The sequence below is a fragment of the Streptomyces coeruleoprunus genome (assembly GCF_039542925.1).
GTDB lineage: Bacteria > Actinomycetota > Actinomycetes > Streptomycetales > Streptomycetaceae > Streptomyces > Streptomyces coeruleoprunus.
In genome coordinates this window covers 2,325,653-2,342,475 of sequence record NZ_BAABIT010000001.1, presented here as the reverse complement: position 1 = coordinate 2,342,475, position 16,823 = coordinate 2,325,653, and the positions used below count along the sequence as shown (strand labels likewise).

The window sequence follows — 16,823 nt, the reverse complement described above, 5'->3', positions numbered from 1 at the left end:
TTGACAGTATGAGTGAGGCAACCGATCTCGCCGCACGCGCGGGCGACCGCGACCCCCGGGTCGGCCTGCGGGCCGTCGCCGCGCTGCGGCGGCTGCTGGAGCAACTGGAGGCCGTGCAGGTCCGAAGCGCCCGTCACCAGGGCTGGTCGTGGCAGGAGATCGCGACCGAGCTGGGCGTCAGCAGGCAGGCCGTGCACAAGAAGTACGGGAGGCATTGATGTTCGAGCGGTTCACGCGCGCGGCGAAAGCCGTCGTCACCGGCGCCGTCACCCAGGCGGAACGGGCGGGCTCCGGCACCGTCACCGAGGAGCACCTGCTGCTGTCCCTCCTCGACCTGGAGGGCACCCCGTCGTCCTCCGCCTTCGCGGCCCTCGGGATCCGCGCCCGGCGCGCCTCGGTGGAGGCCGCCCTCGCGGAGGCGCGGCGGCGCGGCGGCCTGACCCGGGCCGACTCCGACGCCCTGGCCGGTCTCGGTATCGACGTGACGGAGATCGTCTCCCGCGTCGAGGCCACCCACGGCGAGGGCGCCCTCGCGGGCGACCGGAAGGACCGGCGCTGGTGGTCGGGCAGTCGTCCGACGTTCAGCCGCCCGGCCAAGGACGTGCTGGAGAAGTCCCTGCGCATCGCGCTGGGCCGGCGCGACCGCGAGATCGGCGACGCCCATCTGCTGCTCGCGCTCGCGGCCCGCCCCGGCGTCGTCGCCGACGTCCTGGCCGACCACGGGGCGACGTACGGCGCACTGGAACAGGCCCTGTTCACCCCGGCCTCCAAGGCCGGCTGACCCGCTCCGTGCCGGGCCCCGCCGGTGCGGGCCCGGCACGGTCCGGTCCGGTCAGGCGCCCTCAGTCCTCCTTGCCGCGCAACAGGCCGGTGATGTGGGCGGCCGCCGTCGACAGATGGCGGCGGGCCTCGGCCAGCTGCGGCTCCGAGACGCCGTGGTCGCGGGCCGCGTCCCGGATGTCGTCCCGGAACCGGTCGAGCAGCCGCTCCAGGTCGCGGACCGGGTCACCGCTCGTCCCCTCCTCGCGGGCCCACTCCGACGTACGGGCCGGATCGGGCTTCACGTACGGCGGCCAGGGCGTCGAGGGAGCCGTACCGGAGCCCGCACCGGGGCCCGCTGCGGAACCCCCGCCGAACAGCCCGCCCAGGCGGCCCGTCAGATCCGACAGGCCGTCCCGCACCCCCGACGGCCAGTCGCCCTGCGCGATGTGCTCCTGCACCTGCTGGGCGATCCGCTGCATCTCCAGACGGGCCCGCTCCTGGGCCTCCTTGGCCTGGAGGCGCGCGTCACGGGCCTCCTCGCGGGCCCGGCGCGACTCGTCCTTCGCCCGCCGCGTCTGCTCCTTCCACTCCTGCTTGGCCCGCCGCAGCTCCTCCTTCGCGCTGCGCCACGCCTCCCAGTCATCGCCGCCGCCCCGCTTGGCGCCGCGCGTCTCGCTCGCCGCCGCCCGCATCTCGCTGCGCAGCCTGCCCGCCGCGCCCCGCACGTCGTCGCGGATCTCGGCGGCCAGCTCGGAGACCGACTCGCGGATCTCCACCTCCAGGTCGGCCAGCTCGTCGCCGCGCCCCGCCAGCTCCGCCCGCCCGGCGTCCGTGATCGAGTAGACCTTCCGCCCGCCCTCCGTGGCGTGCGTGACCAGGCCCTCGGCCTCCAGCTTCGCCAGCCTCGGGTAGACCGTGCCGGCCGACGGCGCGTACAGCCCCTGGAAGCGCTCCTCCAGCAGCCGGATCACCTCGTAGCCGTGGCGCGGCGCCTCGTCGAGCAGCTTCAGCAGGTACAGCCGAAGACGGCCGTGGGCGAACACGGGGGGCATGTCAGAGCACCTTTCCGGCGGGGGCGTCGGCGACGGGGGCCTCGGCGTCCTCGGGGCGGCGCAGCAGCGAGATCGCGCCGGACACGGTCGTCGCCCTGAGCGCGCCCGTGCCCGCGCCGAGCGTGCCGGTGAGCCGCTTGGCGCCCCACTGGCCGCCGACCCGCAGGTCGTCGAAGGCGTTCGCCACCGTACCGCTCGTCGTATTGGCCTCGACCTGCGCGTCCGTGCGGCGCGGCAGCCGGATCGCGACCTCCCCGGAGACCGTGGTGAGCCGGATGTCCGTGGGCGCCCCCGCCTGGTCCACGTCCACGACCATGTCCCCGCTGACCGAATCGGCCCGCACGGACGCCCCGGAGCCGTCGACGACGGTCAGGTCGCCGGACACCGACTGGAAGCGCAGCTCCCCGGTCACCGCCTGTGCCTCCACGTTCCCCGAGACGGTCTCGGCGCGGACCGGCCCCGACAGCCGTACGAGCGCCGAGTCGCCGGAGACGCCCCGCACGTCCGTACGCCCCCGGATCCCGGAGACCACGGCGCCCGCGCCGACCACGCCCACCTGGACAGCGGCGCCGGCCGGTACGGCGACCGAGACGACGGCGCTGCGCTGCCGGCTCGCGGGGAGCAGCCGGCCCAGGAGGCCCTTCTTCGACAGGTCCTCGTAGGCCACGGTGAGCGTGCCGCCCTCCTGGGTGACCGTCAGCGGCGGCCCGTGCAGCTCGGAGACCTCCAGCCGCGCCGGGCCCTCCTCCGTGCCCACGACGTTGACCGTGCCGTTGACGACGCGGACGCACAGCGCCGTGACGGGGTCGTCGAAGGTGAGTTTCCTCGGCTCGGTGACGGACCACTGCGGCATGGCACTGCCCTCCTCGGCACGGCGTCGACGCAACATATCGCGTCTTCTCGCCTCACACGATATATCGCGGAAGCCGCAAGTCAAGCGCGCCGAACCAGGGCAAATTGCCCTAGCGTAGGGCGCATGAACGCGACATCCACGGGTGCGCTGCTGCTCTGCCGGGCCGATCCGGACGCCGTCGCGGCCCCGGCCCACCTGCTGCGCGAGCTGGTGCTGCTCGCCCCCGCGGGAGACGGCTGGAGCGTCCTCGTCCCCGAGGGCCGGCCGTGGCTGGACGCCCGCGAACCCGTCGACCGGGTCGCCGCCGGGTGGGCCACCGCCCTCGCCGTGGGAGCGCCCTGGCCGGTCCTCGCGCTGTGGTGGGACGCTGACCGGGCGGGCTACACGCTCGCGTCCGGCTTCCGCAGGCCCGTCGGCTACACCTGGCTGACCGACGGCACGCCCGTCGGCGAGGACGAGGCGATGCTCACGTTCGCCGACCGGCTGGGCCTCGACCCGGTCCTCGACGTCCAGGACCTCCAGCCCCTCACCCGGCCCGACAAGGACGCCGACGCCCGGGCCCGCCTCCTCGCGCTCACCGCGGTGCTCGCCCGGCTGGGCCTTGCCCTTCCGCCCGGCGCCCAGCCCGGCGAAGCCGCCACCCGCCTGCGGGAGGCCGCCCATGCCGTGGCCGGCGCCGAGGAGATCGAGGGCCACGGCTGGCGTGACGCCGTACGCGCCGAACTCGACGTCGTGGAAGCCGGACACCTGGGCACCTGGCTGCGCGGCCCGCGCGCCCGCAGACTCGCCACCGCCCAGCTCGCCGTGGGCGTCCCGATCCTGGTCTGGGCGCTGCTGCGCCGCACCCGCAGCTCCGGCTGGGCCACGGCGGGGGCGCTGCTCATCGCCCAGGGCGCCTTCGGCCTGGCGTACGACCGCCTACGCGGCCACACACCCCCGCGGAGCGCCCCGCCGGCCGGATGACCACGCGTCGCCTGTGACGACGCGCCGCCCGTCACTATTCGTCGTCCGTGACTACTCGTCGTCCTCGTCGTCGAGCCGGGCCAGCCAGGTCGCCAGCCGCTCGACCGGAACCTCGAAGTCCGGGTTCAGGTCGACAAAGGTCCTCAGCTGCTCGGCGAGCCACTCGAAGGTGACCTCCTCCTCGCCGCGCCGCTTCTCCAGCTCCTCGATGCCACGGTCCGTGAAGTACATGACCACCAGGTTAGTCGGCCGTCCGGGCACCCCGGAACGCCGGAGGGCCCGGCACCCGATGGGTGCCGGGCCCTCCGCCCGTCGGTCGCCGGTCAGGCCTCGAAGACCTCGTTGACCAGCTGGATCTGCTCCGCCTGGTGGCGCTTGGCCGAGCCGACCGCCGGCGAGGAGCTGTGCGGCCGCGAGATACGGCGCAGGCGCTCGCCCTGCGGGATGTCGGCGCCGACCGCCAGGTCCAGGTGGTCGATCAGGTTCAGCGCGATGAACGGCCACGCACCCTGGTTCGCCGGCTCCTCCTGGGCCCAGATGTACTTCTCGGCGTTCGGGTACTTGGCGATCTCGGCCTGGAGCTCCGCACCCGGCAGCGGGTAGAGGCGCTCGAGGCGGATGATCGCCGTGTCCGTGACGCCGCGCTTCTGCCGCTCGGCCTCCAGGTCGTAGTAGACCTTGCCCGCGCAGAACACGACCTTGCGGACCGCGGCCGGGTCGGCCGAGGCGTCGCCGATGACCGGGCGGAACCGGCCCGTGGTGAACTCCTCCGCCTTCGACGCGGCGGCCTTGAGGCGCAGCATCGACTTCGGCGTGAAGACGACCAGCGGCTTGTGGTGCGGGTTGTGCACCTGCCACCGCAGGAGGTGGAAGTAGTTCGACGGCAGCGTCGGCATGGCGACCGTCATGTTGTTCTGGGCGCACATCTGGAGGAAGCGCTCCGGGCGCGCGGACGAGTGGTCCGGGCCCTGGCCCTCGTAGCCGTGCGGCAGCAGCAGCGTGACGCCGGAGGTCTGGCCCCACTTCTGCTCGGCCGAGGAGATGAACTCGTCGACGACGGTCTGCGCGCCGTTGACGAAGTCACCGAACTGGGCCTCCCACAGGACGAGCGCGTCGGGGCGGGCCAGCGAGTAGCCGTACTCGAAGCCCATCGCCGCGTACTCGGAGAGCAGCGAGTCGTAGACGTTGTACCGCGCCTGGTCGTCGGACAGGTAGAGCAGCGGGGTGTAGTCCTCGTTGGTCTCCTGGTCCACCAGCACCGCGTGGCGCTGGCCGAACGTGCCGCGGCGGGAGTCCTGGCCGGCGAGGCGGACCGGGACGCCCTCCATCAGCAGCGAGCCGATGGCGAGGGTCTCGCCCATGCCCCAGTCGATCGTGCCGTCCTCGATCGACGCGGCGCGGCGCTGCAGCTGCGGCAGCAGACGCGGGTGCACCGTGACGTGGTCGGGGATGCTGACCTGGGACTCGGCGATCCGCTTGACGACCTCCTGCGAGATGGCCGTCTCGACGTCGGCCGCCGGGAACCCGGCCTGCGGGTCCTGCCCGTGGCCCTCGGCCGGCTGCGAGGTGGCCTCGCGGACCTCCGTGAACACCTTCTCCAGCTGGCCCTGGAAGTCCTGGAGCGCCTGCTCCGCCTCTTCGAGGGTGATGTCGCCGCGGCCGATCAGCGACTCGGTGTACAGCTTGCGCACCGAGCGCTTCTTGTCGATCAGCGACACCATCGCCGGGTTGGTGAACTGCGGGTTGTCGCCCTCGTTGTGACCGCGGCGGCGGTAGCAGATGAGGTCGATCACGACGTCCTTGTTGAACGTCTGGCGGAACTCGAAGGCCAGGCGCGCCACGCGGACGCACGCCTCCGGGTCGTCGCCGTTCACGTGGAAGATCGGCGCCTCGATCATGCGGGCCACGTCCGTGGCGTACATCGAGGAGCGGGACGACTCGGGCGCCGCCGTGAAGCCGACCTGGTTGTTGATGACGATGTGGACCGTGCCGCCGGTGCGGTAGCCGCGCAGCTGCGACATGTTCAGCGTCTCGGCGACGACACCCTGGCCGGCGAAGGCCGCGTCACCGTGCAGGGCGACGGGCAGGACCGTGAAGTCCGTGCCGGCCTTGCCGATGATGTCCTGCTTGGCGCGCACGACACCCTCGAGGACCGGGTCGACGGCCTCCAGGTGCGACGGGTTGGCGACCAGGCTGACCTTGATCTGCTCGCCGTCGAGGCCGGTGAAGGTCCCCTCGGCGCCCAGGTGGTACTTCACGTCGCCGGAGCCGTGCATCGACTTCGGGTCGAGGTTGCCCTCGAACTCGCGGAAGATCTGCGCGTACGACTTGCCGACGATGTTCGCCAGGACGTTCAGCCGGCCGCGGTGGGCCATGCCGATGATGACCTCGTCGAGGCGGGACTCGGCCGCCGAGTCGATGACCGCGTCCAGCAGCGGGATGACGGACTCGCCGCCCTCCAGGCTGAACCGCTTCTGGCCGACGTACTTGGTCTGCAGGAACGTCTCGAACGCCTCCGCGGCGTTCAGGCGGCGCAGGATCCGCAGCTGCTCCTCGCGCTCCGGCTTGGTGTGCGGGCGCTCGACGCGGTCCTGGATCCACTTGCGCTGCTTCGGGTCCTGGATGTGCATGAACTCGATGCCGGTGGTGCGGCAGTACGAGTCGCGCAGGACGCCGAGGATGTCGCGCAGCTTCATCATCGACTTGCCGCCGAAGCCGCCGACCGCGAACTCGCGCTCCAGGTCCCACAGGGTGAGGCCGTGCTCGGTGATGTCCAGGTCGGGGTGCTTGCGCTGGCGGTACTCCAGCGGGTCGGTGTCGGCCATGACGTGGCCGCGGACCCGGTAGGAGTGGATCAGCTCGAAGACGCGCGCGGCCTTGGTGACGTCGTCGTCGTGCGAGGCGTCGATGTCCTTGAGCCAGCGGACCGGCTCGTAGGGGATGCGCAGCGACTTGAAGACGTCGTCGTAGAAGCCGTCCTCGCCGAGGAGCAGGTTGGCGACGATCCGCAGGAACTCGCCGGACGCCGCACCCTGGATGACGCGGTGGTCGTACGTCGAGGTGAGGGTCATCACCTTGGAGACGCCCAGCTTGTTCAGGGTGTCCTGCGAGGTGCCCTGGAACTCGGCCGGGTAGTCCATGGAGCCGACGCCCATGATGACCGACTGTCCGGGCATCAGACGCGGCACGGAGTGGACGGTGCCGAGGCCGCCGGGGTTGGTCAGCGAGACGGTGACGCCCGTGAAGTCGTCCATCGTCAGCTTGTTGGCGCGGGCGCGGCGGACGATGTCCTCGTAGGCCTGCCAGAACTCGAAGAAGTTCAGCGTCTCGGCCTTCTTGATGGCCGCGACGACGAGCTGGCGGTCGCCGTTCGGCTTCACCAGGTCGATGGCGAGGCCGAGGTTCACGTGCTCCGGCTTCACCATGGTGGGCTTGCCGTCCTTGACCTGGTACGACCAGTTCATGGAGGGCATGGCCTTGATGGCCTGCACCATCGCGTACCCGATGATGTGCGTGAAGGAGATCTTCCCGCCGCGGGCGCGCTTCAGGTGGTTGTTGATGACGATGCGGTTGTCGAACAGCAGCTTCACCGGGACGGCGCGGACCGAGGTGGCCGTCGGCATCTCCAGCGAGGCGTCCATGTTCTTCGCGACGGCGCCGGCCGGGCCGCGCAGCGTCACGAACTCCGGACCGGCGAGCGCCTCCGCGGCCGGGGCGGGCTTGGCGGCGGGCTTCGGAGCGGCCGGCTTGGCGGCCGGAGCGGCCTGAGCCGGAGCCGGGGCCGGAGCCGCCGGGGCCGGAGCGGCCGGAGCGGCGGCGGGCTGCGCCGGAGCGGCGGGGGCCTGGGCGGCGGGCGCGGGCTGCGCCGGGGCGGCAGGGGCCTGTGCGGGTGCCTCTGCCGGGGCCGGCTGCGTCACGGTGCCCGCAGCCCCCGAGGCCGCGGGACCCTCGCCGGCGGACTTGTCCGCCGAGCCGGACGCGCCCGGCTTGTAGTCGGCGAAGAAGTCCCACCAGGCACGGTCGACCGAATTCGGGTCCTGGAGGTACTGCTGGTAGATCTCGTCGACGAGCCACTCATTGGCACCGAAGGCGGCCGCAGGGTTCACACCCTGGCCGTCTGGGTCGGTCGAGATGCTCGAGTTACTGGGGGACTGAGACGACACGGCGGCAACCGCCCTCTTCCGCTTCACAAGGTGATGGACAGCGGAAATAAAGGCTACGCCTCTCCCGGCGGCAGGTGCAGGCCGGGCGAGCCATCGTCGCGTACATCACACCGAACGGCGGGTTTCGCGGGAAGAAATGGCGGGAAACAAGCGTGGTTCAGCGATGACCGGCTGTGACCGGGTAGCACTCGGCCGGGCTGCGACCGCTCTCGGACCGCACCCCTGACCGGCTCGCCGCCCTTCCCGCACATCTACACGGGCCGGAAGCGATCCGGGTTCGAACCCTACGTCAACCGCGCTGCGGGGGGATCCCCGGCAGGGTGACCAGGATCCGGCAGCCCCGCGCCGATTCGGCCACGCCGATACGGCCACCGTGCAGGTCCACCGCCCAGCGGGCGATGGCCAGGCCCAGGCCCGTACCGCCGTCGCTGCCCGGGCCGTGCGGCGAGGCGACGCTGCCCCGGTTGAACCGCTCGAAGACCTTGTGCCGCTCCGACTCCGGGATGCCGGGACCCTCGTCCACCACTTCCAGGTCCAGCGACTCCGGGTACGGGCCGCGCCGGGCCCGCACCGTGACGCGGCCGTGCGGCGGGGAGTGCTTCACGGCGTTGTCGATCAGGTTCGCGACCACCTGGTGCAGCCGCTCCGCGTCCGCGTGCGCGGTCAGCTCGGGCGGCGACACGTCCAGGTGCAGATGCACGTCCGTACGGGTGTGGTGCCCGCCCGAGCCGGAGGCGAGGGCCCGCTGCGAGGCGGCCAGATTGGCCTCCTTCAGCACGCCCGACAGGTACGGCCACACCTCGAAGCGCCGTGACTTGAGCGGTACGACACCGTTGTCGAGCCGTGACAGATCGAGCAGGGTCTCCACCAGCCGGCCCAGCCGCTCCGTCTGCTGCAGCGCCGTGCGCATCGTCTCCGGATCGGCCGCGGAGACGCCGTCCACGACGTTCTCCAGCACCGCCCGCAGCGCCGCGATGGGGGTGCGCAGCTCGTGCGACACGTTCGCGACCAGCTCCTTGCGGTGCTGGTCCACGGCCTCCAGGTCGTCCGCCATGCGGTTGATCGTCGAGGCCAGGTCGCCCAGCTCGTCCCGGCGGTCCGCGCCGCGCACCCGCCGGGTGTAGTCGCCGTGCGAGATGCCCTTGGCGACCGTGTTCATCTCGTCCAGCGGCGCGGTCAGCCCGTGCGCCACGAACTGGGTGATCAGCAGCGTGGCGATCACCGAGAACACGGTGATGAACCGCAGCTCGGTCTCCGTGCGCAGCGCCACCAGCAGCAGGCCGGTCGTGATGAAGACCGACACCACGACCAGCGTGCCCAGCTTGGTCTTGATCGAGATGTTGACCGAGCGCAGCCGGGACCGGAGTCCCGGCGGTCGCCGCTCCCGGCTTCCGCTGCGGCTCGGGCTCCCGGTCACGGGGCCGGGGTCTCCAGCGCGTACCCGACGCCGTGCACCGTACGGATGCGCTCGGCGCCGATCTTCCGGCGCAGCGCCTTGATGTGGCTGTCCACCGTCCGCGTGCCGGAGGCGTCCGCCCAGTCCCACACCTCGGCGAGCAGCTGCTCGCGGGAGAGGACCGCGCGCGGCGTGTTGGCCAGGCAGACCAGCAGGTCGAACTCGGTCGGCGTCAGGTGCACGTCGTCGCTCTTGACGCGGACCCGGCGCTGGGCGTGGTCGATCTCCAGCTCGCCCAGGCGCAGGATGCCGCTGCGCGGCGTCACCGCGGCCAGCGCGGCGCGCTCCACGCGGCGCAGCAGGACGTGGACGCGGGCGGCCAGCTCCCGCATCGAGAACGGCTTGGTCATGTAGTCGTCGGCGCCGACGCCGAGACCGACCAGCATGTCGGTCTCGTCGTCCCGGGCGGTCAGCATCAGGACCGGGACCGGGCGCTGGGCCTGGACCCGGCGGCAGACCTCCAGGCCGTCGAAGCCCGGCAGCATGACGTCCAGGACCATCAGGTCCGGCTGCCACGCCTCGGCGGCGTCCACCGCCGCGGGCCCGTCCGTCGCCGTCTGCACCAGGAAGCCCTCGGCTCTGAGCCGGGCGGAGATGGCCTCGACGATGGTCGTGTCGTCCTCGACGACCAGGACCCGGCGCTGGGTACCCGGCGTGACCGCGTTGCCGGTGTGGCTGGTGTGTGCGTGCTCCATGCCCCGCCCCTGTCGCGTCCTGCGCGAGCGTGTAGATCCGTGCGTTCGGTACGTAGGGTCAACAACATAAAGGCAGTGACCGTGTCGAGGCTACGCGGGTCGAACACCGAGGTGGACGACGTCCGGTACGCCCCGGGCAACCGGCACCTCTTCGGTTCTTACCCCGGTGAATCCGGCATTCCGCAAGGACTCTTCGAAATCGGTGGAGGGTCGGGCGGACCAGACGGCCAGGACGCCGCCCGCGTTCAGCCGCGCCGCGCAGGCCGCGAGGCCGGACGGCGCGTACAGCGAGTCGTTGTCCTGGGTGACCGTCCAGTCCGGGCCGTTGTCGATGTCGAGACACAGCGCGTCGTACGTGTCGGGCGTGGTCCGCAGGTACGTCACCAGGTCGTCGTGGACGAGCACGGTCCGCGGGTCGCCGAGCGCCGTACCCGAGATGGCGGCGAGCGGCCCGGTACGGTGCCAGTCGATGATGGCCTCCTCGCGCTCGACGACGGCGATCCGGCCCCACGCGGGGTCGGCGGCGGCGTGGGCGAGCGAGAAGCCGACGCCCAGGCCGCCGATGAGCACGGCGGGGGAGGGCCGGGTGCCGCCCAGCGCGCGCAGCGCGGCGTCGACGAGCAGCCGCTCGGAGCGGCCGTCGGAGGTGTCCATGAGGAACGTGCCGTTCGCGATGATCTCGAAGTGGTCCTCGCGCTGCCGGAGCACCACTTCGCCGTACGGGCCTTCACGTCGGTCGAGCGTCACAGGCATGTCCACCACCTTAGGTGAACGGGCACAAGTGACCTGTGCCGCTTGTGATCTGAGTCATGGACGGGGCGCCGGTGATCGCGTTGGGTGGGGTGCGGCGGATCGGGGGGTCGCGCCGGAGCGTGCCGGGGGGCCGATACGAAAGGGCCTCGCCGTGCGCAGGGAGCCGCCTCTGAAACCGTGTCCGGAACCGTGCCTGGAACCGGAATCGCGTCCGGAAGCGGGTCCGGACGACCCTCCGCGACTGCTCGCCGGACCGCAATGCCCCGACGGTGGGCCGGGTTTGGCGCCGGGGCGCGGCCGGGCGCCGTGGTGGAGGCGCACCGCGCTGCTGCTTCCCGCGCCGGGCCCGACGCCGTTCACCTTCACGTACCTGTGCGTGCTCGTGGCCACCTCGCTGTTCGCCGAGTTCGGCGACCGGGGCGTGGTCGGCGTCCTGTTGCACGCGTCGAGCACGGACGTGGCGCATCTCTCGCGCGATCCGCTGCTGGTGCTGGTCGCCAGCGCGCTGTGGGTGGCCGGCGGGCTCGCCTCCCCGTACGTCGTGGGCTTCGTCTTCGTCCTGACGGCGCTGGAGCGCCGGATAGGGGCGTGGCGGGCGGCGGCGGTGTTCCTCGTGGGGCATGTCGTGGCCACGCTGGCCACCGAGGTTCCGGTGGCGGTGTCGGTGGTGGCCGGGCACCTGCCGGGCTCGTCGCTCCACCGCCTCGACTACGGGATCAGTTTCGGACTGCTGGCGTGCGTGGGCGCGCTGGCCGGGCTCCTGACGCCCCTCCTGCGCGTTCTGGTGCTGGCGTGGGTGGCCGTGATGCTGCTGCACGACCTGCTGAAGCTGGAGGACCCGGTGGCCGATTGGGGCCATCCGCTGGCGCTGCTCATCGGGGTGTGCGGCTGGCCCCTGGTCCGCCGGGCGGCGCGGCGTCAGTCGCGTACGACGCCGGTGAGCGGCCCCTGGTAGTGCCAGCCGAGCGAGGCGTACAGGGCGCGGCCCTCGGTGGTGCCGGAGAGGACGCCGGTGACGGCCCCGGCCTCGGCGCCGGCGGTCTCCAGACGGCGCATGACGGCGGTGCCCAGGCCGCGGCGCCGGTGGCCCTCGTACGTCTCGATCTGGTCGACGACGGCGGTGCGGCCGGTGGGGGCGATCTGGCCGCGGGCGGCGAGCGATCCGTCGGCGGCGAGGATCCGGACGCGGAGGACGCCGTCGCCGTGGGAGGTCTCCGCCGTGTAGCCCGGGGGCAGTCCGGGGGCGGGGGTGGCGCGCAGGTCGGTGAACATCATGAAGCCGGGGTCGTCGGGGACGGTCCAGCCGGGGGTGATCCAGCGCGCGACGTCGTCCGGCTCGGCGAGCACTTTCAGCCACGCGCCGGACTCGGTGACGTTCTCGCACAGCTTGCGTACGGAGGCCTCGTCGGGCTCCGGGAGGACGTGGCGGAACACGTGACCGGGGAGGCCGACGTCGATGCGGTAACCCCAGGGCTCGACGACGGGGGAGGGGGTGGAGCGGGACACGGCCCAGCCGTGGACCCAGGCTTCTGTAATGACTGAACTCAGCATGGGGCTATTACATAATCGCCACGAGGATGGGCGCCACCCCTTTTCCGCGGGGGCCACGGGCGGTGTCCCGGAGGAGGGCTAACAAATCGTGCGAGGTGCGTGACTCTCTGTTTCTGTGGCGGTTGGGGTGCCGGTTCGGCCGCCCTTCCCGTACCCAGCAAGGAGACAACCCTCATGAAGATCCCCCGCTCCGCGAGATCCCGCCTGCTCCGCGTGGCCGTCCCCGCCGCCGCCCTCGGTCTCGCCCTCCCCCTGGTCCTCGCGACCCCGGCCGCCGCCCAGGGCGGCACGGCGGTCCGCTACGGCAGCTATGTCGTGTACCAGGCCGCCGAAGGCGAGGAGAACGACGTCACCGTCACCTCGGTGACGGGCCTGCTGGTGATCCATGACGAGGCCGGAGCCGACGCAGGGCCGGGCTGCACCCAGGTCGACGACGAGACCGTGCACTGCGGCCAGGTGTCCGGTGTCTCCCGGCTCACCGTGCAACTGCGCGACGAGGACGACGACCTGAGCGTCCAGGTGGCCGTGAACACCACGGTCGACGCGGGGAGCGGCGAGGACACCGTCGCCACCGCCGGCGGCAACGACCAGATCAACCTCCGCGACGGCGCGGGCGGCGACGTGGTCACCACCTGCGGCACCGGCTTCGACTACGTCTCGGCCAACCCGGGCGACACCGTGCCCGCCAACGTCGGCTGCGAGTACCGCGCCTTCAGCTGACCGGACTCTCCGCAGCGGGCCCCTCTCCGGGGCGGCCGCGTCTCACGGCGTCCCGCCCCGCGCCGCGTTCCCGCAGGCCGGACGGTGACCGTCCCACGTCGTCCCGGCCGCACCGCGGGGCGTGGCGGTGACGCGGCCGCCCCCGGAAGAGTGGAGCCCGCACGGACCACGGGTCGCGGAAGGATTCCGACGGGGGAGTCCCGGCCCGTGGCCGGAGAGGAGTTCCCGTGAACCTCGTGAAGGCCCGCACGAAGGTCCGTACGGAGGCGCACGCCAAGGCCCGTACGAACCGGGCCGCGCTCGCCGCCTCGCCATGGGCGCCGCCCTGACCCTGGGCGCGGCCCCCGCCGCCCACGCGGCGCCCGCACCGCGGGACGCGGCCGGGACCGTCACGGCCGCCGCGTCCTCCGGCAAGGCGAGCCGCACCCTGTGGACGAGCAACCGCGCCGGCGAGATCCGGATCACCTGGGACTGGAAGCGCAGCGCGGACGGCCGGACGTACTACGGCAGCTTCTGGGGCACGTTCCACGACCACAAGATCGACAAGAAGTACGTCCTGCTCCAGGCCAAGTGGCAGGGCCAGGGCTGGACGACCATCCGCACGGCCGCCAAGGGCGAGAGCTTCAAGGGCGACTACAGCAAGCTCAAGGGCCTGAACTTCCGCGCCTGCCTCCAGGGCGGCCACTGCGGCACCCCGGCCTGGTAACACGTCCACCCTCCGCACCCCGGCCCCGGCGGGCCGGGGTGCGGCCGCGGTCAGTCGAGCCGGACGAGCATGGCGTCGCCGTCGCGGGCGGCTGCGTGGAAGAACGGGACCAGCGCCTCGTAGTGGCCGGTCACGTAGTCCAGAGATTCGCCCCGCTGCCAGACGGCGTTCGGGTAGATGTCGGCTTCGGCGAGGTCTGCCGGGGCCACGCCGTCGGTCAGCTTGCCGGGCGGCGTGGCCGCCAGCGCCTCGGCGGCGGCGCGGACCCGCTCGGGGGTGAGGTAGCGGGGCGGTCCGTAGCCCCAGTCCTCCGACCCGGGGATCTCCTCCTCGCCGTGCACGACGTCGACGGGGAAGGCAAGGCGGCGGAGCAGGAAGTCGAGGGCGTGCCATGCCTTGTCGGTGGCATGGCACCGCGCCTCGCCCGGCTCCGGCTCCTCGTCCAGCTCCCCCTCGACCAGCGCGTCGACGAACTCCGCCGCCCACTCGGGATCGCGGAGCGCGCGATCGAGTTCGGCACGGGTCAGGCGGACGTATTCACCGATCATGCTCATGGTCCGGAGGCTGGGGGGCGGCACTGACATCGCCGCGGCGAGGTGCGCCGGGGATCGCCGTGAGCGGGGGCGATCGCTGGAAGCGAACACGGGCTGTCCGGGGAACATCCCCGGGCTCATGTGCATTGAGTCGGTACAGCTCAAGTTCGCTGCCGAAGGGGAGATCATGGCTTCGACGTCCGCATCGCTCACCCTGCCCGTGCTGCCGCTCGACGACGAGGTCGTGCTGCCGGGGATGGTGGTGCCCCTGGACCTGTCCGACACCGACGTCCGCGCCGCCGTGGAGGCCGCGCAGGCCGCGGCGCGCGGCGGGACCGGCAAGCCGCGCGTGCTGCTGGTGCCGCGCATCGACGGGACGTACGCGGGGATCGGCGTCCTCGGCACCGTCGAGCAGGTCGGACGGCTCTCCGACGGCGACCCCGGCGCCCTGATCCGCGGTGTGCGCCGGGTACGCATCGGGGCCGGCACCACCGGGCCGGGCGCGGCCCTCTGGGTCGAGGGCACCCTCGTCGAGGAGTCCGTGCCCGATCCGCTGCCCGGCGCCGTCACCGAACTCGTCACCGAGTACAAGGCCCTCGCCACCACCTGGCTGAAGAAGCGCGGCGCCTGGCAGGTCGTGGACCGCATCCAGCAGATCGACGGTGTCTCCGCGCTGGCCGACAACGCCGGCTACTCGCCCTTCCTCACCCTGGAGCAGAAGGTCGCCCTCCTGGAGACGGTCGACCCCGTCGCCCGCCTCAAGCTCGCCGCCGAGCACCTGCGCCACCACCTCGCCGAACAGGACGTCGCCGAGTCCATCGCCAAGGACGTCCAGGAGGGCGTCGACAAGCAGCAGCGGGAATTCCTGCTGCGCCGTCAGCTGGAGGCCGTCCGCAAGGAGCTGCGCGAGCTGAACGGCGAGGCCGACGGCGAGGAGTCCGACGACTACCGCGCCCGCGTCGAAGCCGCCGACCTGCCCGAGAAGGTCCGCGAAGCCGCCCTCAAGGAGGTCGACAAGCTGGAGCGCGCCAGCGACCAGTCTCCCGAGGGCTCCTGGATCCGCACCTGGCTCGACACCGTCCTGGAGCTGCCCTGGAACGAGCGCACCGAGGACGCGTACGACATCCAGGGCGCCAAGGCCGTCCTCGACGCCGAACACGCGGGCCTGGACGACGTGAAGGAACGCATCACGGAGTACCTGGCCGTCCGCAAGCGCCGCGCCGACCGCGGCCTCGGCGTCGTCGGCGGGCGGCGCGGCGGCGCCGTGCTCGCCCTCGTCGGCCCGCCCGGCGTGGGCAAGACCTCCCTGGGCGAGTCCGTCGCCCACGCCATGGGACGCAAGTTCGTGCGCGTCGCCCTCGGCGGCGTACGCGACGAGGCCGAGATCCGCGGCCACCGCCGCACGTACGTCGGCGCCCTGCCCGGCCGTATCGTCCGCGCCATCAAGGAAGCCGGGTCCATGAACCCGGTCGTCCTCCTCGACGAGATCGACAAGGTCGGCTCCGACTTCCGGGGCGACCCGGCGGCGGCCCTCCTGGAGGTCCTCGACCCCGCGCAGAACCACACCTTCCGGGACCACTACCTGGAAGTCGAACTCGACCTGAGCGACGTCGTCTTCCTCGCCACCGCCAATGTCCTGGAGGCCATCCCCGAGGCCCTGCTCGACCGGATGGAACTCGTCCGCCTCGACGGCTACACCGAGGACGAGAAGGTCGTCATCGCCCGCGACCACCTGCTGCCCCGGCAGCTGGAGCGCGCCGGCCTCGACAGGGCCGAGGTCGTCATCGAGGACGCGGCCCTGCGCAGGCTGGCCGGCGAGTACACCCGCGAGGCCGGCGTACGGAACCTGGAGCGGTCCGTCGCCCGGCTGCTGCGCAAGCTCGCGGCCCAGGTGGAACTCGGCGAGCGCGAGCTGCCGTTCACCGTCACGGCCGACGACCTGCGCGGGCTCATCGGCCGGCCGCACCACGTGCCCGAGTCCGCCCAGGACCCGGCCGAGCGCCGCACCTCGGTGCCCGGCGTGGCGACCGGCCTCGCCGTCACCGGCGCGGGCGGCGACGTCCTGTTCGTCGAGGCGTCGCTGGCCGATGCCGAGACCGGCGCGGCGGGGCTCACCCTCACCGGGCAGCTCGGCGACGTGATGAAGGAGTCCGCGCAGATCGCGCTCAGCTTCCTGCGCTCGCACGGCGCCGAGCTGGAACTGCCCGTCACCGGCCTGAAGGACCGGGGCGTGCACATCCACTTCCCGGCGGGCGCCGTGCCCAAGGACGGGCCCAGCGCCGGCATCACCATGACGACCGCCCTCGCCTCCCTCCTCAGCGGGCGGCTCGTACGGACCGACGTGGCCATGACCGGTGAGGTCTCGCTGACCGGGCGCGTCCTGCCCATCGGTGGCGTCAAGCAGAAGCTGCTGGCCGCGCACCGGGCCGGCATCACCACGGTCGTGATCCCCAAGCGGAACGAGCCCGACCTGGACGACGTCCCGGCGGAGGTCCTGGAGACGCTGGAGGTCCACACCGTGACCGATGTGCGTCAGGTCCTGGAGCTCGCGCTGTCCCCGGCGAACGCCCCGGCGGACGCGGGGGTGCCCGCCGCCGCCTGACGCGCGCGGCGGTC

At 72.5% G+C, this 16,823-nt stretch carries 16 protein-coding genes; 7 read left to right on the top strand and 9 right to left on the bottom strand.

The features are described 5' to 3' along the window. Positions 1-8 precede the first annotated feature (8 nt). Positions 9-218 carry a helix-turn-helix domain-containing protein gene (locus ABEB09_RS09875; protein WP_077796561.1) on the top strand — a complete coding sequence of 70 codons (210 nt, stop codon included), beginning with the start codon at positions 9-11 and terminating at the stop codon, positions 216-218. Further along, the gene (locus tag ABEB09_RS09870; RefSeq protein WP_345689190.1) at positions 218-781 is read left to right on the top strand and encodes a Clp protease N-terminal domain-containing protein; all 564 of its coding nucleotides are present in this window, start codon (positions 218-220) and stop codon (positions 779-781) included. Before ABEB09_RS09875 ends, ABEB09_RS09870 begins: the two co-directional genes overlap by 1 nt. Positions 782-842: 61 nt before the next feature. Here ABEB09_RS09870 and ABEB09_RS09865 read toward each other — a convergent pair whose 3' ends face one another. Then, on the bottom strand, positions 843-1,814 hold the full coding sequence (locus ABEB09_RS09865) for a PadR family transcriptional regulator (RefSeq protein WP_345689188.1): 972 nt from the start codon (positions 1,812-1,814) through the stop codon (positions 843-845). Between the two features lies 1 nt (position 1,815). After that, positions 1,816-2,667: a DUF4097 family beta strand repeat-containing protein gene (locus tag ABEB09_RS09860; RefSeq protein WP_345689186.1), complete on the bottom strand. Its 852-nt coding sequence runs from the start codon at positions 2,665-2,667 to the stop codon at positions 1,816-1,818. Between the two features lie 123 nt (positions 2,668-2,790). Between ABEB09_RS09860 and ABEB09_RS09855 the strand changes: the two genes are divergently transcribed. Further along, entirely contained in the window at positions 2,791-3,630 is an 840-nt protein-coding gene (locus tag ABEB09_RS09855; RefSeq protein ID WP_345689184.1) for a hypothetical protein, read from the top strand. A 51-nt stretch (positions 3,631-3,681) separates the two neighbouring features. Here the strand turns inward: ABEB09_RS09855 and ABEB09_RS09850 are convergent, their stop codons facing one another. The 5 genes from ABEB09_RS09850 to ABEB09_RS09830 form a co-directional block, all read right to left on the bottom strand. Then, positions 3,682-3,861, bottom strand: coding sequence for a DUF6104 family protein (locus ABEB09_RS09850; protein WP_003992906.1), 180 nt, complete (start codon positions 3,859-3,861; stop codon positions 3,682-3,684). 92 nt (positions 3,862-3,953) lie between these two features. Beyond that, entirely contained in the window at positions 3,954-7,793 is a 3,840-nt protein-coding gene (locus ABEB09_RS09845) for a multifunctional oxoglutarate decarboxylase/oxoglutarate dehydrogenase thiamine pyrophosphate-binding subunit/dihydrolipoyllysine-residue succinyltransferase subunit (RefSeq protein ID WP_345689182.1), read from the bottom strand. 289 nt (positions 7,794-8,082) lie between these two features. Then, positions 8,083-9,147 carry a HAMP domain-containing sensor histidine kinase gene (locus tag ABEB09_RS09840; RefSeq protein ID WP_345693890.1) on the bottom strand — a complete coding sequence of 355 codons (1,065 nt, stop codon included), beginning with the start codon at positions 9,145-9,147 and terminating at the stop codon, positions 8,083-8,085. Between the two features lie 59 nt (positions 9,148-9,206). Then, complete coding sequence (locus ABEB09_RS09835) at positions 9,207-9,944, bottom strand: response regulator transcription factor (protein WP_345689180.1); 738 nt, start codon at positions 9,942-9,944, stop codon at positions 9,207-9,209. Positions 9,945-10,034: 90 nt separating this feature from the next. Beyond that, positions 10,035-10,697, bottom strand: a complete 663-nt coding sequence (locus ABEB09_RS09830; RefSeq protein ID WP_345689173.1) for a spermidine synthase family protein — start codon at positions 10,695-10,697, stop codon at positions 10,035-10,037. A gap of 280 nt (positions 10,698-10,977) precedes the next feature. Here ABEB09_RS09830 and ABEB09_RS09825 point away from each other — a divergent pair, with 280 nt between their 5' ends. Next, entirely contained in the window at positions 10,978-11,652 is a 675-nt protein-coding gene (locus ABEB09_RS09825) for a rhomboid-like protein (RefSeq protein ID WP_345689171.1), read from the top strand. On the opposite strand, the gene ABEB09_RS09820 is transcribed toward ABEB09_RS09825, so the two are convergent. Then, a complete protein-coding gene (locus tag ABEB09_RS09820) occupies positions 11,616-12,248 on the bottom strand; it encodes a GNAT family N-acetyltransferase (protein WP_345689169.1) in 633 nt (210 codons plus the stop codon). The two genes, ABEB09_RS09825 and ABEB09_RS09820, sit on opposite strands and share 37 nt — an antisense overlap. Positions 12,249-12,422: 174 nt before the next feature. On the opposite strand from ABEB09_RS09820, the gene ABEB09_RS09815 reads away from it, so the two are divergent. Beyond that, positions 12,423-12,968 carry a hypothetical protein gene (locus ABEB09_RS09815; RefSeq protein WP_345689167.1) on the top strand — a complete coding sequence of 182 codons (546 nt, stop codon included), beginning with the start codon at positions 12,423-12,425 and terminating at the stop codon, positions 12,966-12,968. A 313-nt stretch (positions 12,969-13,281) separates the two neighbouring features. Further along, entirely contained in the window at positions 13,282-13,674 is a 393-nt protein-coding gene (locus tag ABEB09_RS09810) for a hypothetical protein (protein ID WP_345689165.1), read from the top strand. A 50-nt stretch (positions 13,675-13,724) separates the two neighbouring features. On the opposite strand, the gene ABEB09_RS09805 is transcribed toward ABEB09_RS09810, so the two are convergent. Next, on the bottom strand, positions 13,725-14,228 hold the full coding sequence (locus ABEB09_RS09805) for a YfbM family protein (protein WP_345689164.1): 504 nt from the start codon (positions 14,226-14,228) through the stop codon (positions 13,725-13,727). A gap of 166 nt (positions 14,229-14,394) precedes the next feature. Between ABEB09_RS09805 and lon the strand changes: the two genes are divergently transcribed. Continuing rightward, positions 14,395-16,809: an endopeptidase La gene (gene lon / locus ABEB09_RS09800; protein ID WP_345689162.1), complete on the top strand. Its 2,415-nt coding sequence runs from the start codon at positions 14,395-14,397 to the stop codon at positions 16,807-16,809. Positions 16,810-16,823 lie beyond the last annotated feature (14 nt).

Bases quoted from the DNA above. Each gene is read 5' to 3' on its own strand.
- ABEB09_RS09805 (WP_345689164.1), bottom strand. From the start codon at position 14,228: ATGAGCATGATCGGTGAATACGTCCGCCTGACCCGTGCCGAACTCGAT.
- ABEB09_RS09865 (WP_345689188.1), bottom strand. From the start codon at position 1,814: ATGCCCCCCGTGTTCGCCCACGGCCGTCTTCGGCTGTACCTGCTGAAG.
- ABEB09_RS09820 (WP_345689169.1), bottom strand. From the start codon at position 12,248: ATGCTGAGTTCAGTCATTACAGAAGCCTGGGTCCACGGCTGGGCCGTG.
- ABEB09_RS09870 (WP_345689190.1), top strand. From the start codon at position 218: ATGTTCGAGCGGTTCACGCGCGCGGCGAAAGCCGTCGTCACCGGCGCC.
- ABEB09_RS09815 (WP_345689167.1), top strand. From the start codon at position 12,423: ATGAAGATCCCCCGCTCCGCGAGATCCCGCCTGCTCCGCGTGGCCGTC.
- ABEB09_RS09810 (WP_345689165.1), top strand. From the start codon at position 13,282: ATGGGCGCCGCCCTGACCCTGGGCGCGGCCCCCGCCGCCCACGCGGCG.
- ABEB09_RS09850 (WP_003992906.1), bottom strand. From the start codon at position 3,861: ATGTACTTCACGGACCGTGGCATCGAGGAGCTGGAGAAGCGGCGCGGC.
- ABEB09_RS09860 (WP_345689186.1), bottom strand. From the start codon at position 2,667: ATGCCGCAGTGGTCCGTCACCGAGCCGAGGAAACTCACCTTCGACGAC.
- ABEB09_RS09835 (WP_345689180.1), bottom strand. From the start codon at position 9,944: ATGGAGCACGCACACACCAGCCACACCGGCAACGCGGTCACGCCGGGT.
- ABEB09_RS09875 (WP_077796561.1), top strand. From the start codon at position 9: ATGAGTGAGGCAACCGATCTCGCCGCACGCGCGGGCGACCGCGACCCC.
- ABEB09_RS09830 (WP_345689173.1), bottom strand. From the start codon at position 10,697: ATGCCTGTGACGCTCGACCGACGTGAAGGCCCGTACGGCGAAGTGGTG.
- lon (WP_345689162.1), top strand. From the start codon at position 14,395: ATGGCTTCGACGTCCGCATCGCTCACCCTGCCCGTGCTGCCGCTCGAC.
- ABEB09_RS09855 (WP_345689184.1), top strand. From the start codon at position 2,791: ATGAACGCGACATCCACGGGTGCGCTGCTGCTCTGCCGGGCCGATCCG.